Source organism: Thermocatellispora tengchongensis (assembly GCF_014202315.1).
GTDB lineage: Bacteria > Actinomycetota > Actinomycetes > Streptosporangiales > Streptosporangiaceae > Thermocatellispora > Thermocatellispora tengchongensis.
In genome coordinates this window covers 114,580-131,907 of record NZ_JACHGN010000024.1, presented here as the reverse complement: position 1 = coordinate 131,907, position 17,328 = coordinate 114,580, and the positions used below count along the sequence as shown (strand labels likewise).

General features: G+C 72.4%; 16 protein-coding genes. 10 read left to right on the top strand and 6 right to left on the bottom strand.

Annotation, left to right across the window (positions count from 1 at the left end; translation table 11 throughout):
• Positions 1–114 precede the first annotated feature (114 nt).
• A complete protein-coding gene (locus HNP84_RS41160) occupies positions 115–576 on the top strand; it encodes a sterol carrier family protein (RefSeq protein WP_185055495.1) in 462 nt (153 codons plus the stop codon).
• A gap of 22 nt (positions 577–598) precedes the next feature.
• On the opposite strand, the gene HNP84_RS41155 is transcribed toward HNP84_RS41160, so the two are convergent.
• On the bottom strand, positions 599–1,333 hold the full coding sequence (locus tag HNP84_RS41155; RefSeq protein WP_185055494.1) for a DUF4190 domain-containing protein: 735 nt from the start codon (positions 1,331–1,333) through the stop codon (positions 599–601).
• Between the two features lie 572 nt (positions 1,334–1,905).
• Here HNP84_RS41155 and purF point away from each other — a divergent pair.
• Together purF and purM are read left to right on the top strand one after the other, a co-directional pair.
• Positions 1,906–3,351, top strand: a complete 1,446-nt coding sequence (purF, locus tag HNP84_RS41150; RefSeq protein WP_185055493.1) for an amidophosphoribosyltransferase — start codon at positions 1,906–1,908, stop codon at positions 3,349–3,351.
• Entirely contained in the window at positions 3,348–4,373 is a 1,026-nt protein-coding gene (purM, locus tag HNP84_RS41145) for a phosphoribosylformylglycinamidine cyclo-ligase (RefSeq protein WP_185055492.1), read from the top strand. Before purF ends, purM begins: the two co-directional genes overlap by 4 nt.
• A gap of 118 nt (positions 4,374–4,491) precedes the next feature.
• On the opposite strand, the gene HNP84_RS41140 is transcribed toward purM, so the two are convergent.
• Both HNP84_RS41140 and HNP84_RS41135 read right to left on the bottom strand, forming a co-directional pair.
• Positions 4,492–4,725: a DUF3073 domain-containing protein gene (locus HNP84_RS41140; RefSeq protein ID WP_185055491.1), complete on the bottom strand. Its 234-nt coding sequence runs from the start codon at positions 4,723–4,725 to the stop codon at positions 4,492–4,494.
• 152 nt (positions 4,726–4,877) lie between these two features.
• The gene (locus HNP84_RS41135; RefSeq protein WP_185055490.1) at positions 4,878–6,023 is read right to left on the bottom strand and encodes a Leu/Phe/Val dehydrogenase; all 1,146 of its coding nucleotides are present in this window, start codon (positions 6,021–6,023) and stop codon (positions 4,878–4,880) included.
• Positions 6,024–6,141: 118 nt separating this feature from the next.
• Between HNP84_RS41135 and HNP84_RS41130 the strand changes: the two genes are divergently transcribed.
• Both HNP84_RS41130 and bldC read left to right on the top strand, forming a co-directional pair.
• Positions 6,142–7,068, top strand: coding sequence for a DUF8083 family protein (locus HNP84_RS41130; protein ID WP_185055489.1), 927 nt, complete (start codon positions 6,142–6,144; stop codon positions 7,066–7,068).
• 324 nt (positions 7,069–7,392) lie between these two features.
• A complete protein-coding gene (bldC, locus tag HNP84_RS41125; RefSeq protein ID WP_013133571.1) occupies positions 7,393–7,596 on the top strand; it encodes a developmental transcriptional regulator BldC in 204 nt (67 codons plus the stop codon).
• Positions 7,597–9,118: 1,522 nt separating this feature from the next.
• Here bldC and HNP84_RS41120 read toward each other — a convergent pair.
• Entirely contained in the window at positions 9,119–9,823 is a 705-nt protein-coding gene (locus HNP84_RS41120; protein WP_312926856.1) for a TetR/AcrR family transcriptional regulator, read from the bottom strand.
• Between the two features lie 232 nt (positions 9,824–10,055).
• Here HNP84_RS41120 and HNP84_RS41115 point away from each other — a divergent pair, with 232 nt between their 5' ends.
• The 4 genes from HNP84_RS41115 to HNP84_RS41100 all read left to right on the top strand — a co-directional run bounded on the left by HNP84_RS41115 (position 10,056) and on the right by HNP84_RS41100 (position 13,817).
• Entirely contained in the window at positions 10,056–11,144 is a 1,089-nt protein-coding gene (locus tag HNP84_RS41115) for a LacI family DNA-binding transcriptional regulator (RefSeq protein ID WP_185055488.1), read from the top strand.
• 255 nt (positions 11,145–11,399) lie between these two features.
• Positions 11,400–11,657: a hypothetical protein gene (locus HNP84_RS41110; RefSeq protein ID WP_185055487.1), complete on the top strand. Its 258-nt coding sequence runs from the start codon at positions 11,400–11,402 to the stop codon at positions 11,655–11,657.
• A 106-nt stretch (positions 11,658–11,763) separates the two neighbouring features.
• Positions 11,764–12,687, top strand: coding sequence for an N-acetylmuramoyl-L-alanine amidase (locus HNP84_RS41105; RefSeq protein WP_185055486.1), 924 nt, complete (start codon positions 11,764–11,766; stop codon positions 12,685–12,687).
• 38 nt (positions 12,688–12,725) lie between these two features.
• Complete coding sequence (locus HNP84_RS41100; protein WP_185055485.1) at positions 12,726–13,817, top strand: quinone-dependent dihydroorotate dehydrogenase; 1,092 nt, start codon at positions 12,726–12,728, stop codon at positions 13,815–13,817.
• Positions 13,818–13,959: 142 nt separating this feature from the next.
• Here HNP84_RS41100 and HNP84_RS41095 read toward each other — a convergent pair whose 3' ends face one another.
• Together HNP84_RS41095 and HNP84_RS41090 are read right to left on the bottom strand one after the other, a co-directional pair.
• Entirely contained in the window at positions 13,960–15,594 is a 1,635-nt protein-coding gene (locus HNP84_RS41095) for a beta-N-acetylhexosaminidase (protein WP_185055484.1), read from the bottom strand.
• A gap of 28 nt (positions 15,595–15,622) precedes the next feature.
• Entirely contained in the window at positions 15,623–16,081 is a 459-nt protein-coding gene (locus HNP84_RS41090; RefSeq protein ID WP_185055483.1) for an ATP-binding protein, read from the bottom strand.
• A 228-nt stretch (positions 16,082–16,309) separates the two neighbouring features.
• On the opposite strand from HNP84_RS41090, the gene HNP84_RS41085 reads away from it, so the two are divergent.
• Positions 16,310–17,200 (top strand): Sco1979 family transcriptional regulator, encoded by an 891-nt coding sequence (locus tag HNP84_RS41085; protein WP_512700971.1) that lies wholly within the window; start codon positions 16,310–16,312, stop codon positions 17,198–17,200.
• Positions 17,201–17,328 lie beyond the last annotated feature (128 nt).

Here is a 17,328-nt window from a genome sequence, read left to right as displayed (position 1 = left end):
ACGGCGATAGGTCGAACCCAAGGTGAACGAAACCAACCCGTGCGATGAACCGTTCTTCCCGCTTGCCGTCCCACCGGCGTCTCCTCCGCCGCCGGGGCGCGGCAAGATGAACGGGTGCCAGCTCTCAAACCCGATCCCGGCAAGGTGCGCGCGGCGCTCGACGCGCAGCTCTCGGCGCTGGGCGAACCGGCGTACGACGGCCCCGACCGGGCGGCCGACCTGCTCATGGCGTGCGTGCCCGTGGTGCTGCGGGCGTACGAGCGGGGGCTGCGGCCCGAGCGCAACGCCGCCCGCTTCGCCGTACGGCACCTGCTCGACCTGCTCGCCGCCGCGGCCCCGGGCCGCAGCGTGGAGGTACGCGTGCCGCCGTACGCGGCCGTGCAGTGCGTGGCGGGGCCCAGGCACACCCGCGGCACCCCGCCCAACACGGTCGAGACCGACGGCCGGACCTGGCTCGAACTCGCCACCGGCAGGCTGAGCTGGGCGGAAGCGGTGGCGAAGGGCGACGTCAGCGCCAGCGGGGCACGCGCCGACCTGTCGCCCTACCTGCCGGTGGTCGGGCGGTTCCAGAGCTAGCCGCTGACAGGCGCGAGCACGGCTAGCGCGTCTGCACCTCCACGCCGAACTCCCGCTCGATGCAGCGCTGCACCTCGCCCTGCGTCGGCAGGTCCATGCAGTGGCTGAAGTTGCCGAAGAACCAGACGACGGCGAGGACGGCGAGGATCAGCGTCAGCGCGCTCAGCAGGATGCCGATCCAGGCGCGGCCCCGGTTCACGCCCCTGGCCACGGCCACGATGCCCAGGACCAGGCCGATGATCGCGGTGATCACGCCGAGCCCGCACACGAGCAGCAGGAACAGGCTGACGATGCCGAGCACCAGCGCCGCGGTGGCCATCCCGCCGCCGGGCCTGGGCGCGCCGTAGCCGTACCCGTAGCCGGGGGCGGGCGCGGGTCCGGGCGGCTGCCCTCCGCCGTAAGCGCCGGTCCCGCCGTAACCTCCGGTCCCGCCGTACCCGCCGGTCCCGCCGGTGCCGCCGGTCCCGCCGGTTTCACCGGGGCCGCCCGCGCCGCCCTGGCCGCCGCCGGTGCCGCCCGTGCCGTACGGCGGCGGGGGCGGCGGGCGCTCGGACTCGCCGCCGGTCGGCGGGTCGTAGCGGGACGGGCTGACCGCGCCCGGCTGCTCGGCGGGCTCGTCGCCGCCCCAGCCCGGGTAGGACTGCCTGGCCCCACCCGGAATCGGGAAGACCTGCGTCTCGGTCTGGTCCTCCCCCCTGCGGGGCTCGGACGGGGGCTGCTCCCCCTGACGGCCCGCGACCTGCTGCGGCTCGGGCACCTCCGGGGCACCCGGCTCGTCGGGGCCTGGCGGCGGCCCGCCCGGCCGCGGCCGGGGCTCGGGAGCGGGCGGCTGCGGACCCGGAGGTTGCGGACCCGGCTCGGGGCCAGGGCCGGGGCCGGGGCCGGGTCCAGGACCGGGGCCGGGGCCGGGGACCGGCGGCTGGGGCTCCCGGGGCCGGGGCTCGCGCGGCTGCGGGCCCGGGGGCGGTACGGGCGCGGGGCCGGGCTCGGGCCCCGGCGGCGGCGGTTCGCGGTCGTCGGCCGGGCGATCCGGCGGATCCTGGCCCGGCCGCGGCTGGTTGGGGTCACCTGGTGTGGTCACTGCGTTCTCCCGACCTGACGAATAGGGCGTGCCGGATACCCCACCCTTGCCGTACGGCGGCCACGAGAACCGGCTGACACGGCAAAGCATCGGTCATCCTTCGATAGGGCTGCCCAAAGGAGGACGCGGATCACCTCCCCGGCATCCCCGGCGTGGAAGGATGTCCGGCTGTGACCGATCTGTGCCGTGGAGTACCCGTGTGAGCCCCGGGGTCGGAGCAGCGCGCGGCCCGACCTAGACTGAAGCATGTGCTGAAAGGCGACGGCCGGCTGGGCCATGATCTCGACCCCCTCGACCGCGCACCGAAGGACGCGTGTGGCGTCTTCGGGGTCTGGGCATCGGGCGAAGAAGTCAGCAAACTCACCTACTACGGGTTGTACGCGCTGCAGCACCGCGGCCAGGAGTCCGCGGGCATCGCCGTGAGCGAGGGCAAGCGCATCCTCGTCTACAAGGACATGGGGCTGGTGTCCCAGGTCTTCGACGAGTCCGTGCTCGGCACCCTGCGCGGACACATCGCCATCGGGCACTGCCGCTACTCCACCACCGGGTCGAGCGTGTGGGAGAACGCGCAGCCCACGCTGAGCTCCACCGACGTCGGCGGGCTCGCGCTCGCGCACAACGGCAACCTGATCAACACCCCCGAGCTGGCGAGCCGCCTCGAACCCGGCACGATCCGGGCCACCACCGACACCGAGGTGCTGACCACCCTGCTCGCGCAGGACCGCGGCCGATCCGTCGAGGACGCCGCGGCGAACCTGCTGCCGCAGGTCAAGGGCGCGTACTCGCTGGTGTTCATGGACGAGAAGACCCTGTACGCCGCGCGCGACCCGCAGGGCATCCGGCCGCTGGTGCTGGGCCGGCTGGAGCGCGGCTGGGTGGTCGCCTCCGAGACCGCGGCGCTCGACATCGTGGGCGCGGCGTTCGTGCGCGAGATCGAGCCGGGCGAGCTGATCACCATCGACGAGCGCGGCGTGCGCTCGCGCCGCTTCGCCCTCGCCGACCCCAAGGGCTGCCTGTTCGAGTACGTCTACCTCGCCCGCCCCGACACCACGATCGCGGGCCGCGGGGTGCAGGTCACCCGGGTCGAGGTCGGCCGCAGGCTGGCCAGGGAGCACCCCGTCGAGGCCGACCTGGTGATCCCGACCCCCGAGTCGGGCACCCCGGCCGCGATCGGCTACGCCGAGGAGAGCGGCATCCCCTACGGCCAGGGCCTGGTCAAGAACTCCTACGTCGGCCGCACCTTCATCCAGCCGTCCCAGACGATCCGGCAGCTCGGCATCCGGCTCAAGCTGAACCCGCTGCGCGAGGTGATCGAGGGCAAGCGCCTGGTGGTCGTGGACGACTCGATCGTGCGCGGCAACACCCAGCGGGCGATCGTGCGCATGCTGCGCGAGGCCGGCGCCACCGAGGTGCACGTGCGCATCTCGTCCCCGCCGGTCGCCTGGCCGTGCTTCTACGGCATCGACTTCGCCACCCGCGCCGAGCTGATCGCGGGCTCGCTGAGCGTGGAGGAGATCCGCGCCTCTCTCGGCGCCGACTCACTGGGCTACATCTCGATCGAGGGCCTGACCGCGGCCACCACGATCCCGGCCGAACGGCTGTGCCGGGCGTGCTTCGACGGGTCCTACCCGATCCCGATCGACCGCGACAACGTGGGCAAGTTCCTGCTGGAGGAGAAGGCGGCGGCCGTATGACCAGCTACGCCGCGGCCGGTGTGGACATCGAGGCCGGCGACCGCGCCGTCGAGCTGATGAAGTCGCGGGTGGCCAGGTCGCGCCGCCCCGAGGTGATCGATGACGCCAGCGGGTTCGCCGGGCTGTTCGACGCCTCGGCGTTCCTGCGCTACCGCAGGCCGCTCCTGGCGACCTCCACCGACGGCGTCGGCACCAAGGTGATGATCGCCCAGGCGCTGGGCAAGCACGACACGATCGGCATCGACCTGGTCGGCATGGTCGTGGACGACCTGGTGGTGTGCGGCGCCGAACCGCTGTTCATGACCGACTACATCGCCTGCGGCAAGGTGGTGCCCGAGCGGATCGCCGACATCGTCGGCGGCGTCGCCGAGGGGTGCCGCCTGGCCGGGTGCGCGCTGGTCGGCGGCGAGACGGCCGAGCACCCGGGCGCGATGGGCCCCGACGAGTACGACCTCGCGGGCGCGGGCACCGGCGTCGTCGAGGCCGACGCGCTGCTCGGCCCCGACCGGGTGCGGGCGGGCGACGTGGTGCTGGCCATGGCGTCCTCCGGGGTGCACTCCAACGGATACTCCCTGGTCAGGCACATCGTGAAGCAGGCGGGCCTGAAGCTGGAGCAGGAGCTGCCGGAGCTGGGGCGTACCCTCGGCGAGGAGCTGCTGCAGCCGACCCGGATCTACTCCCTCGACTGCCTGGCCCTGCTCCGCGCCACCGAGGTGCACGCGTTCGCGCACATCACCGGGGGCGGCCTGGCCGCCAACCTGGCGCGGTCGCTGCCCGCCGGGCTGGGCGCGGTGCTCGACCGGTCCTCCTGGACCCCGCCGCCGATCTTCGGCCTGCTGGCCGAGCGCGGCGGCGTGCCGCAGGAGGAGATGGACCGCACCTTCAACCTGGGCGTCGGCATGTGCGCCGTCGTCCCGGCCGGCTCGGCCGACGCGGCGCTCGCGCTGCTGGCCGAGCGCGGCCTGCCGGCGTGGGTCCTCGGCGAGATCACCGAAGGCGAGAGCGGCACCCGCTACCGGTGACGGGTGACGGGTGCCGGTGAGAAGCGCGTGCCGGTGAAAAGCGCGCACGGAGAAGACACCCGGTGGCGTGATGCCCACCGGGTGTCTTCTCTTGTGTGTCGAACTGCTAAAGGATCACCTAGCTGCGGCGAGACTGCCGGTCGTCCCGGTCGTCGTCACCGTAGTCGTCGGCGTAATCGGCATACCGATCGGCCAGCTCATCGGTTGAGTCGTAAGCATCGTCGTCGTGGTGGTTGGAGTCATGGCTGACTCCGAGCTCCTCGCGAAGACGATCAAGATCGGTGCCGCCGCTGTTGTACTTCAACTGGCGAGCAACCTTCACCTGCTTGGCCTTGGCTCGGCCGCGCCCCATCGGCTCGACCCCCTCATGCGGGGTCGTGCCCGACCCCTCGTCGCTAACGCATCACGCACTGACGCCACCTGACTTCCGGCGTCAGCTCACTCGTTCGCCTATTACCGTACCTGTTTTGCGCCCAGCTCGGTACGCCGTATGGGCGTGGGCCGTCATTGGCCCAACCAAATGGCCCTAATCCGCCCGACTTCCGACATTCTGCGCTCTGCCAGCCTATCGGCTGCGACCGCGGGCGGAACCCCCTCCTCCGCCGCGATCCGGAAAATCTTGAGAGTCGTGTCGTAGATCTGGGCCGCTTTTGCCCTGGCCCGATCCATGTTGAACCCGTGGATCTCGTCGGCGACCTGGATCACTCCGCCGGAGTTGACGACGTAGTCGGGGGCGTAGAGGATGCCGCGGTCGGCGAGCTGCTTCTCGACGCCGGCGTGCGCGAGCTGGTTGTTCGCGCCCCCGCACACGATCCGGGCGTTCATGCCGGCCACGGTGTCGTCGTCGAGCGAGCCGCCCAGCGCGCAGGGCGCGAACACGTCGATCGGCTCGGCGATCAGCTCGGCGCGGCCGGCCACGGCCGCCACCTGCGGGTGGCGGCGGCGTACGCGCTCGACCGCCTGCTCGTTCACGTCGCAGACCACCACCTCGGCGCCGTCCTCGACCAGGTGGTCCACCAGGCGGTGGCCGACCTTGCCCACGCCCTCGACGCCGACCCTGCGCCCGCGCAGCGACGGGGTGCCGTAGACGTGCTCGGCGGCGGCCCGCATGCCCTGGAAGACGCCGTACGCGGTGAGGATCGAGGAGTCGCCCGCGCCGCCGTTCGCCACGGTGCGGCCGGTGACGTACCGGCTCTCCCTGGCGATGACGTCCATGTCCTCGCTGTAGGTGCCCACGTCGCAGGCGGTGAGGTAGCGCCCGCCCAGTGACTGCACGAACCTGCCGTACGCCCGCAGCAGCGCCTCGGTCTTGTCACGGGAGGGGTCGCCGATGATCACGGCCTTGCCGCCCCCGTGGTCGAGGCCGGCCAGCGCGTTCTTGTAGGCCATCGCCCGTGAGAGATTGAGCACATCCGCGAGGGCCGCCTGCTCGCTCGCGTACGGGTAGAACCTGGTGCCCCCGAGGCTCGGGCCGAGGGCGGTGCTGTAGATCGCGATGATGGCGCGCAGGCCGCTGTGCTCGTCGGCACAGAAGACGACCTGCTCGTGCACGCCCTGCGTGCCGGAGGTGCCGGCGCTGCCGGCGGTGCTGACATCGTTGCCTGTCACAGGGCCCGTGTCCTTGTGGGACAGCCCGAAGACGTCGGTCACTGTGGTGACTCCCGGTCCGGTCCGCCGCTCCTTGCGCGGCGGGAGATCACTCTCAGCGTATCCACAAGCGAGCCGGTGAGACCGGACAACAGAGGGTCCTTCATGACACGATGCCATCGTGCTGCCCTATGCCGCGTACCTTCGCGTCTACGAGCCGCTCAGCGCGTTCTCCGAGCAAGAGCGAAAGATCTGGACCGCCTATGCGGCCTCCCGTGACCGGCCGCGCCGCGCCACCGCGCTGCAGGCCGAGCACGGCGAGTCGGTCCGCCGACTGCTGAGCATCCCGCCCCTGCCCGCTCCCGCCCAGGAGTCGCCCAACGCCTACCTGCGCCGGGTGGACGACGTGCTGTACGTCTGCCCGTGGCAGAGCAGGCTGCGCTCCTGGCTGGCCTTCTCCCGCCTGCGCGGCACGACCCCGCTCAAGGTGATGGACCGGTTCCTGCCCAAGGCGATCGTGGAGCAGACCGCCGACGACTTCGACCGCTACAAGCAGCGCGGCGGCTCGGCGGCGCTGCGCACCTACATCCACACCACCACCTGGCACGTGCCCACGGCCTGGTTCGTGCCCTTCGACGCCGCCGAGCGCTGGCTCGTGCTCGACGGCAAGGGCGCCGACGGCAAGCCCGGCCCCGCCGGGGGCAACGGCGCCGACCAGCCCCCCACCGGCCCCCAGGAGCCCGGCTCCACCACCACCGCGCCCATGCGCAACCTCCTGTACGTCACCTCCATGGGCCAGGCGCGCAAGCGGGCGGCCCGCGCACTGTCGGTGATCCGCCGCTACGCCGGCGAGGTGGCGACCGCGGCCGAGGTCGAGCAGGTGGCCCGGTGGCTGGAGGAGTTCCATCCCCACTCCCTGGTCGAGCTCGACTACGGCGGCCTGGTGCACCTGATGGACGACGAGACCCTGCGCTCCGACCAGTCGGTGGCGGAGCTGGCGGCGGCTCTGACCGGTTTAGAGACGGGTCAGCAAGAACTTGCGTTCGCCATGTATCAGAGGGTGATCCTCAGGTGGAAGTCGATACAGCTCCTGGAATCTGCCAACTGAGCCCCAAATCATCCCTCTGACCTGCATCGGTTGGTCAGGTGAGCCCCCGGCGCGCTTCTGCGAACTGAGTAGTTTGCCGTTTTCACTGCGATACCACGAAACGTGTCGCTAGAATCACCGAGCGTGACATCACCACGTGGACATGGAGTTGGGCCCTAGAAGGACTCGCCAATCGCTCTACGTGGCTGTATGGTCACATCGGGTGATGCCGCATATGGCCTGGAAAAGCCGCACGCGAAGGGCCATAAGGGGACATCCGTGACGCAAGCGCAACAGCAGTCGCAGGATCGCTCGCCGGTCCACCACGGAGGAGAGGCCGCACAAATGTCAGCTCGTACACCCGAGGCCGAGCCATTGCTCACGCCCGCAGAGGTCGCCACCATGTTCCGCGTAGACCCCAAGACCGTCACGCGGTGGGCCAAGGCGGGCAAGTTGACGTCGATCAGAACCCTCGGCGGTCACAGGCGATACCGCGAGACCGAGGTCCGGGCGCTGCTCGCGGGCATCCCACAGCAGCGCTCCGAATAGGTTGGGGACCATCTCGACCAGGGGGGATTTCGGCGCGCTCGCGTCATCTCCATCGATGTGAGCGCGCCGGCCGCGGACCCAGGCGCCGCCCGCCCGGCGCCCGGCCGAACGCGCGCCATATCGCCCCCAAGGTCCCCACCACCCCTCCGGCCGACGTCACACCGAGCATGACACCCTAGCCGCCCGCCCGTCCCGGCTCTCCCCGAGCCGCCCAGCGCACACCGGGCGGGCCCCCTCCGGCCGACGTCGTCCGGCCGGAGCCCAGGCGGACACAGAGTGTGACGCGCGTGCGTACACGGCCACGCACTGAGCCCCGGGCACAGACTGTGACGGCACCCAGCGCAGGCGGGCCACCCAGCCCAGGCAGGCCCCGCGCAGGCGGGCCACCCAGCCCAGGCGCACACGCAGCCCAGGCGCGCGGACGGGACCGCGGCACGGGACACGCGGCGCACAGGGGCCCCGGTGCACAGGCGCACAGGCGCCCGGCGCAGAGGGGCGCACGGGACGCACCTGGCAGAGGCAGCCCACGGGGCACGCGGGCGCGGGCGGCGAAGGGCCGCACCCGCCCCACCCCACCGCACGTGGCTCACGTGGGCGCGACGGGGCGCACGCAGTGCAGGCGGGCGCCGTGGCGGGGCCGGAATACAGCCCGGCCAGAGCGGCAGGCGCAGGCACGAACACAGGCCGTCACGCGCACGCGATACCCACACCAGAGCCGCCGAGGGGTGCGTGACCCGACGCGCGCGAGTTTCCGGATTCCTGGCCGCCCCCACCAGAACCCGCGCGGGCAAGCATCGCACCTGCCCCTACGTGGCACGCGACACAGCACCAGATGCCGCGCGCCCCGGAGGCGGCACCAGGGGGCGCGTCAGGCACGACGCCAACGCGAGACGGCGGGTCAGGTGCCGCGCGAGCACGAGACGGCGCGTCAGGTGCCACGCGGGCGCGAGAGGGCCAGGCGTCCGGTAGGCGCACACGACCAAGCGCCTCGCGGCGCTACACCGCCAGCGCCCCGCAACCGCCACACCGCCGACGCCGCACAGCCGCCACACCGCCGACGCCGCACAGCCGCCACACCCCCAAGCACCGCACAGCCGCCACACCGCGAAGCACCTCGCAGCCACCAGACTGCAAGGCATGTGGCGATCCCGGCCCCCTCACACACCGCCTGCCACAAAGCCCGGCGACGGTGCGCCGGAGACGGTGGACATGCCCCGCCGGGTGGAGCGGGCCGAGCGCCATGCCCCTGAGGAAGGCTGACGACCGCGCCAGTCTGACGGGCGTGCCGCGAACGCATCCGCGATCCCCCCTCACACACCGCCTGCCCCCGGCCCGGCGCCCGGTGTACCGGAGACGGTGGGTATGACCGGCCGGGTGGGGTGAGCCGGCCGCAGTGCCCCTGAGGAAGGTTGACGACCGCGCCGGTAGGCCGGGCGGGCCCGCGGACGCATCGACGGCGCGGGCGTGCTGGGCCGTTTCACCTGCACCACGATGCCGACGCTGGGGTGTGGACGAAGGGGCGTCAGGGGGATGGGGGGTCGGGGATCAGGGTGGTGAGGATCTCGGTGGCTTCGGGGGTGTGGGTGGTGGCGGCGCGGAGGAGGGCGATCATTTGGGCGACGAGCAGCTGTTCCAGGGTGGCTCGGTCCATGTCGCGGTGTTCCAGCCAGTCCAGGCCCGCTGTCTCCACCGACGCGATCCAGGATCTCAGGGTGACGCGTAGGGCCGGGGTGGGCTCCGGGACGCGCATCTGCTTGACGATCAGGCGGAACAGGCGCCTGCGTACGCCATCGACGATCTCGCCCACTTCGCCGCTGCGGTTCGCGGGGCCGCCGCGGAGGAGGGCGGCGAAGCCGGCGGCGTGTTCCTCGACGAAGTCGAAGTAGCGGGACAGGCCGGCGGCCAGTTCGTCGAGGGGGCGGCGGGGGGCCTGGGGGGAGTCCTGGGGGCGTAGGCGCTCTTCTAGCTGGGCGGCGGCACTCTTCAGGGCGGCGACGTAGAGTTCCTGCTTGCCGCCGAAGTAGTGGTAGACCAGGGCGCGGGAGGCGCCGGCCGCGGTGGCCACGTCGTCGATGGAGACGTCCTCGGCGTCGCGTTTGCTGAACAGTTCGAGTGCCGCCGCCATGAGTTCCTCGCGACGCCGATCGACGCTGAGCCTGCGGCGCGCAGGCCGGGCGCCGGCGGACATCGGGCCGTCCCGCTCGGCGGCTTCGGAAGTCGGAGCCACAACCCAGACACTAGCCGGTGCGTGGCAGCCCCAACGTGGTGATCACTTAGCGCGACCGCGGGGAGCCGCCGCGTACGGCCGCGCGACGCGCTGCTGATGATCGGATACGCCGCGTCGCGCCCGCGCGGTCAGACCGGCTGAAAACCCGGGTTCTGCCGAACTGGGCCGTACCCTGTGCGGATCTCGATCGTTTGGTGTGGCAGGTGCCCATCCACGCCTCGCGGGGAGACACATGTCAGGACCGCCCGTCAACACCACCACCGCCCGTGCCCGGGATGTGGCCGAGGCCGTCACGTCCGACGCCTACGGCCCGCGTCCCCGGCCCACCATCCGAAACGTCGCCGAGCGAGCCGGTGTCTCCAAATCGCTGGTCTCCCTGGTGTTACGCGGCTCGCCGCATGTCAGCGAGCACCGGCGGCAGGCCGTGCTGCAAGCGGCGAGAGAGCTCGGCTACCGGCCCAACGCGGTCGCGCGCAGCCTGGTCGAGGGCAGGACGCACCTCGTCGGCGCGCTCGTCGCGGACCTGCACAACCCGTTCTACGCCGAGTTCCTGGACGGGCTCCAGGAGAGCCTGCACGGCGACGGGCTGCGCCTGCTGATCGGCAACAGCCAGTGGGAGCCGGCGCTGGAGGACGAGGCCGTGGAGGCGTTCCTCGAACTCCGCGTGGACGGCCTGGTGCTGCTCGGCATCGCGCCGACCAGCGACACGCTGGTGGAGGCCACCTCGTACACGCCGACCGTGGTCGTCGGGGAGCGTGACACCGACCTGGAGGGCGTGGACATCGTCGTGGACGACGACGAGATGGGCGCGCGGCTCGCGGTGGACCACCTGGTCCAGCTCGGGCACCGCCGGATCGCGCACATCGAGGGCGCGCGGTCGTCGTCGGCCAGGTACCGGTGCGAGGGGTACCTCGTGGCGATGCGCAGGCACGCGCTCGCGCCGTACATCATGGTCGAGCACGGCGACTCCACCGAGGAGGGCGGCAGGCAGGCGGCGGCGAGCCTGCTCGGCCGCGACCCGCGCCCGACCGCGATCTTCGCCGCGAACGACATGGTGGCCCTCGGCGTGCTCGCCGCGGCCAGCGAACTGGGCCTGCGGGTGCCCGAAGACCTGTCGGTGATCGGCTACGACAACACCCACCTGTCCGGGGTGCACCACATCTCCCTCACCACGGTGGACCAGCCGCGCCGTGCCATGGGCCGATCGGCGGCGGCGCTGCTCAGCGACCGCATCGGCGATCCGGGCAAGAGCGCGCGCCGCCGTCAGGTGACGCCCAAGCTCGTCGTACGCCGCAGCACCGGCCCCGCCGCGTCCGCGTGACCCGCCGTCGCCCCCGGCCGCGACCGCGACGGGTCGGGGGCGTCTCCGGAGATGGCCAAGGCTGGGTAATCCCGGTGAGCGGCCCGGCACCCCTGGTGTTCACTCGGACGGTGACGACGACCCCCTGCGGGCCGCCCGGCCGGAATCCCCGGTGTCCCGGGGACCGGACCGCTCGCTTGTCACGGAGGCAGCGAGGAGGGGCGCCAGCGTGCCCGCCGGGTGAACGGTCGCCGTCTGACCGGGGGGTGTCACAGTATGCGTGATCCAGAACTGGTGTCCTGCGCCCAGCGCGCGGCGGCGGAGCTCGAACGGGCCTGGAGCCTTTGGCGTACGGCCCGGGGCCGGGAGGGCGAGAGCCTGGCCGAGTCGGTGGCCAGCTACGTCGCCCACTCCATCGACCACCCCTGGGGGCGCCCGCGGGTGGTGCTCGGCCTCGACGCCGAGGACGCGCACGAGCTGGCCGCTCTGCTGCACCGGCAGAAGCAGGAGGTCGGCGAGCGCGTCGGCGGATAGCCGCATCCGGGCCCCGGATCGGGGCGTTAGGCCACGTTCACCTCATCAGGCCACGTAAGTTGGGTAGCTGACGCTTCCACGGGTCGATGGTTTCGAGGGGGACGCAGTGAAGAGTCGAGCGGTCGCGGCGGCGTTGCTCGCGCTGGGCGGGCTGACGGCCACCGCCTGCGGAGGCACGGCGAACGGCGCCGCCACGGCGCCCCCGTCCGCCACCCGGGGCGGTCCCGAGGCGCAGGGCGTGGACGCCGCCGAGCGCACGTCCCCGGCCGAGCCGGCCGCGCCGCAGCCCGGCTCGGGCGCGGGAAGCGATGGCGCGGGGCGCGATGGCGCGGGGCGCGATGGCGCGGGGCGCGATGGCGACACCGCCGCCAAGCCGCTCGCGGGCAAGGTCGTGGTGATCGATCCGGGGCACAACGGCCTGAACTACAAGCGGCCCGACGTGATCAACCGGCCGGTGAACGTGCTCACCAAGCGCAAGCCGTGCGACACGACCGGCACCTCGACCGGCGACGGCTACTCCGAGGCCGCCTTCACCTGGGACGTCTCGCAGCGGCTGGCCAAGCTCCTGCGGGCGCAGGGCGCCACGGTGAAGCTCACCCGGTCCGACAACTCCGGCGTGGGGCCGTGCATCACCGAGCGCGCGGCGATCGGCAACAGGGCCAAGGCCGACGCCGCGATCTCGGTGCACGCCGACGGCGCCAGGCCGAGCGACCGCGGCTTCCACGTCATCATGCCCAAGAAGATCAACGGGCCGGTGGACAAGGTGGTCGGGGCCTCGCGCAGGCTCGGCATCGACGTGCGCGACGCCTTCCGCGACGGCACCGGGCTGCCGTACTCGACCTACATCGGCGACAAGGCGCTCGACTTCCGCGACGACCTGGGCGGGCTCAACCTGTCCACGGTGCCCAAGGTGTTCATCGAGTGCGGCAACATGCGCAATCCGGGCGAGGCGGCCAAGTTCCGCAGCGCGTCCTTCCGCCAGAAGATCGCCCGGTCGCTCGCCGAGGGCGTGGCGAACTACCTGACCTGAGCTGAGGGCCGCCGGGCGCGGCGGTAGTGTGGCGGCTGATGTATCGCTTCGTGTTCTCCCAGATACTCGCGCGCCGCGACGCCGAGGAGGCCCACCATCTCGCGCTGGGCGCGCTGCGGGTGCTCTCGGCGGTGCCGCCCGCGCGCCGGCTCGCCTACCGGCTGCTCGCGCCGCACGACCCGATCCTGCGGGTGACGGCGTTCGGGGTGCACTTCCCCGGGCCGTTCGGGCTGGCGGCCGGCTTCGACAAGGACGCGCGCTGCGTCCCGGCGCTGGGCGCGCTCGGGTTCGGCCACGTCGAGGTCGGTACGGTCACCGCGCACGCGCAGCCGGGCAACCCGCGCCCGCGGCTGTTCCGGCTGATCCGGGAGCGGGCGATCATCAACCGGATGGGCTTCAACAACGCGGGCGCCCCCGCGGCGGCGCGCAGGCTGCGCCGGCCGCGCGGCGTGCCGGTGGTGGTCGGGGTCAACATCGGCAAGACCAAGGTGGTGCCCGAGGCCGAGGCGGTCGCCGACTACGTGGCCAGTGCGAAGGAGCTGGCCCCGCTCGCCGACTACCTGGTGGTCAACGTCAGCTCGCCCAACACCCCGGGCCTGCGCGACCTCCAGGCGGTGGAGCTGCTGCGCCCGCTGCTCGAAAGCGTGCGGCAGGTGACCGAGGGCACGACGCGGCGCACCCCGCTGCTGGTGAAGATCGCCCCCGACCTGGCCGACGCCGACATCGACGCGGTGGCCGACCTCGCGCTGGAGCTGGGGCTCGACGGCATCATCGCGACCAACACCACGATCACCCGGCCGCCGGGCGTGGAGGTGCGGGAGGCGGGCGGCCTGTCCGGGCGTCCGCTCAAGGAGCGCTCGATCGAGGTGCTGCGCCGGCTGCGCGCCCGGGTGGGCGACCGGCTCACGCTGGTCTCGGTGGGCGGCGTCGAGGACGTGGACGACGTGTGGGAGCGCCTGCTCGCGGGGGCGACCCTGGTGCAGGGCTACACCGGCATGATCTACGAGGGGCCGCTGTGGGCCTCGCGCATCCACCGGCAGCTCGCCCGGCGGCTGCGCCGCCACGGCGCGTCGTCGGTGGCCGAGATCATCGGCCGTACGAGCCCGCAGGGCGCCGCTCGGGGCCGGTGAGGCGCCGCCCGGGGCCGGTGAACGCCGCCAGCGGCCGGTGAGCGCCGCCACCCGGCATGAGCCGGTGAGCGCCGCGCCCCGCATGCGGCAGCGCGCGGCGTCGCCGCGTCCGTGGTGGTCTCTGTGGTGGTCTCTGTGGTGGTCACAGGATCGACGGGCGGGTGGAGTCGGCCGCCTCGGTCATGCGGTCGAGCCGGGCGGTCACCGTGGCCACGTCGATCACGCCGGGCCGGTGGGCGCGCCGGCCCGCGCCGCCGCGCTGCCAGGGGCGGGGGCCGTCAAGGGGGCGGTACTCCACGCCGAACGCGTCGAGCCTGCGCAGGTGGGCGGGCAGCCAGGCGGCGAAGTCGGGCGACGGGCCGTGCCAGGTGACCTCGGCCAGGGCGCAGCCGCGCGGCCAGGCGCGGTAGTCGAGGGTGCGGCCGTCGGGGATGCGCTCGCTCCAGAGCTGGAACTGGGCGCCGAGAACCCGGGCGGCCTCCTCGTCGGTCCACGATTCGGGCGCCGGGCGGAAGGCGGCGACGTCGGCCACCGTGATGGCCTCGCCGATGGCCCGCGGCTCGTCGGCGGAGGCCGCCTCGGCGTAGTCGAAGTAGAGCGGGAACACCGGGGTCATCACCACGTCGTGCCCGGCCGCGGCGGCGCGGCGGCCTACTTTGGGGCCGCGCCAGGGCATCACGATGGTGTCGGGCCGCAGCGCGCCGCTGACGAACGCCTCGTCCCACACCACGGCCCGGCTGCCGCGCTCGGCGAGCAGGTCGGCGAGGCGGCGCAGGAACCACGCGTGCAGCTCGGCGGGGGTGGCCAGGCCCAGTGACCGCTGGTACGCCGTGATCTCCGCCGACTCGGCCCACGCGTCGAGCACGCATTCGTCGCCGCCGATGTGCACGTGCGCCGGCGGCCGGCCGGAGATCCCTGTGGCGTCAAGGATCTCCTCGAAGATCGCTGTGAGAAATGTCACAGTGGGTGGCAGGGGCGACAGCAGCGCGGTGGAGATGCCCCAGCGGTCCAGGACCCGGGCGGGCGAGCCGGGGGCGCCGTACTCGGGGTAGGCGGCCAGCAGCGCGGAGGCGTGGCCGGGCACGTCGATCTCGGGCACGATCGCGATCGCGCGGTCGTGCGCGTAGGCGGCGATCTCGGCCAGGTCGGCGAGGGTGTAGTAGCCGCCGTGCGGCACCTCGTCGTAGGCGAGCTCCTCGCCGTAGTGGCTGCTCACGGTGCGGGGGCGGTGGGAGCCCACCTCGTGCAGGCGGGGGAACGCCCGGCTCTCCACCCGCCAGCCCTGGTCGTCGGCCAGATGGAGGTGCAGCCGGTTGAGCCGGTGCGCCGCCATGATGTCGATCATCCGGAGGATCTCGCGTTTGGGCAGGTAGTGCCGGGCGACGTCGAGCATCGCGCCGCGCCAGGCGTACGAGGGACGGTCCTCGACGCGTCCGCAGGGGATGTCCCACCCGCCGCCCACCGCGACGGCCCGGTACGCGTCGGGCGGCGCCATCTGCCGCAGCGCCTGCCCCGCGTAGAACGCTCCCGCGCGGTCTCCCGCCCGCACCTCGATTCCCTCGGGGCTGACGGCCACCGTGAAGCCCTCGGGGCCGAGGACGGGATCGAGGGTGGCCCGGACCGCCGCGTGCCCGTCAGGGCGCAAATCGAGGACGCTCAGCGCCGTGCGCAGCCCGGCCACGGCGTCGGGATCGCCGCCGATCCCCGCGCCCACGTCGAGCCGGTACGCGCCGGTCCCGGCCTCCGCGTGCCGCGGGGCGGGCAGAAGGTGCCACATGCCGCACATCATCCCGCAGCGGGAGGCGTCAGGGGTTCAGTACGGCCCAGACGAGCTTGCCCCGGTCCTTTGTCACGATGCATCCCCAGCAGGCGCTCAGCGCCTCGACGAGGTGCAGCCCGCGTCCGCATTCGGCGAAGCAGTCGTCGTCCTCGGTCATGACCGGGAGCGCCTGGCTTGAATCGGTTACCACGCAGGCAACGTGCTGACCGTCGCGTAAGAGACGGACCTGCACCAGGCCGCCGGCATGGCGGATGGCGTTGGTGACCAGCTCGGAGATGACGAGCTGCGCGTCGAAGACCTTCTCGTCCCGGCCCCACCCCGTCAGTGTCGTCCGGGTGAAGTCCCTGGCGACGCCGGCGGACGCCGGGTCCCCGCTGTCGAGGTCGGCGAGCACGGCATGGCCGTCATCGACCAGTGCCGTGAGCAGCCACTCCGGAGGGGGTCCCCCCGTCGCGGCTTGCCGGCGTGCTACGGGTGTCGTCATGGAGTCCCCAGAGCGATAAGGATGTTACGCGCGGTCCGGGCAAGTCGTGCAGAAGACCATCTTTGCCGTGACCGAATTCTGATGCAAGTACATCAGGACCGTGCGGATGCAAGTCCCGTTGGAAAGGTGCGTTTGCACGTGCATCCGCACATGCAGGGTACTGTACGTAATTCCCGTGTTGTGGGACACTAATTGATTGTTCAGCAGGCTCGGCAGGGAGCACGCGTGATCGGACAGCCGGCGGAGGGCACTGTCGCCCATCCCCCCTCTTCAGGTGGCCCCACCATTCTCAGAATGCTTCTCGGCACGCAACTCCGCAGGCTGCGCGTGGCCAAGGGCATCTCCCGCGAGGACGCCGGACACGCGATCCGCGGCTCGCACGCCAAGATCAGCCGTCTGGAGCTCGGCCGGGTGAGCTTCAAGGAGCGCGACGTCGCCGACCTCCTGACGCTGTACGGGGTCCTCGACCCGGAGGAGCGCGCCCCGCTGCTCGCCCTGGCGCGGCAGGCCAACACCCCGGGCTGGTGGCACAAGTACAACGACCTGCTCCCGGCCTGGTTCGAGGTCTACGTCGGCCTGGAGGAGGCCGCGACCACGATCAGGTCCTACGAGATCCAGTTCGTGCCCGGCCTGCTGCAGACCTGCGACTACGCGCGTGCGGTCATCATGCTGGCGCACGGCGGCGCCCCCGACGAGGAGCTCGACCGGCGCACCTCGCTGCGCATGCGCCGCCAGGACCGGCTGACCGGCCCCAACCCGCCCACCGTCTGGACGGTGATGGACGAGGCCGCGCTGCGCCGGCCCATCGGCGGGCCGAAGGTGATGCGCCGCCAGATCGAGCGCCTGATCGAGCTGACCGAGCTGCCCAACGTGACCGTGCAGGTCGTCCCGTTCGCCCGGGGCGGGCACGCGGCGGCGGGCGGGCCGTTCAGCATCCTGCGCTTCGCCGAGCGCGAGCTGCCCGACGTCGTCTACATGGAGCAGCTCGAAAGCGCGCTCTACCTCGACAAGCGCGAGGACACCGACAAGTACGTCCAGGTCATGGACCGCCTGTGCGTCCAGGCCGAGACCGCGGCGGCGAGCAAGAAGTTCCTGGCCGAGATCCGCGACAGCTTCTGACCGAAACGTTCCCACCGGCGCCCCGGCCCTGCCCGATATGGACGGGGCCGCTTTCATGCCCGTTTCTCCTCATCTAGCGCGACCATGGCCGTACCCATTGTCGTAGTTTCCATGGATCGTTCCGGCCT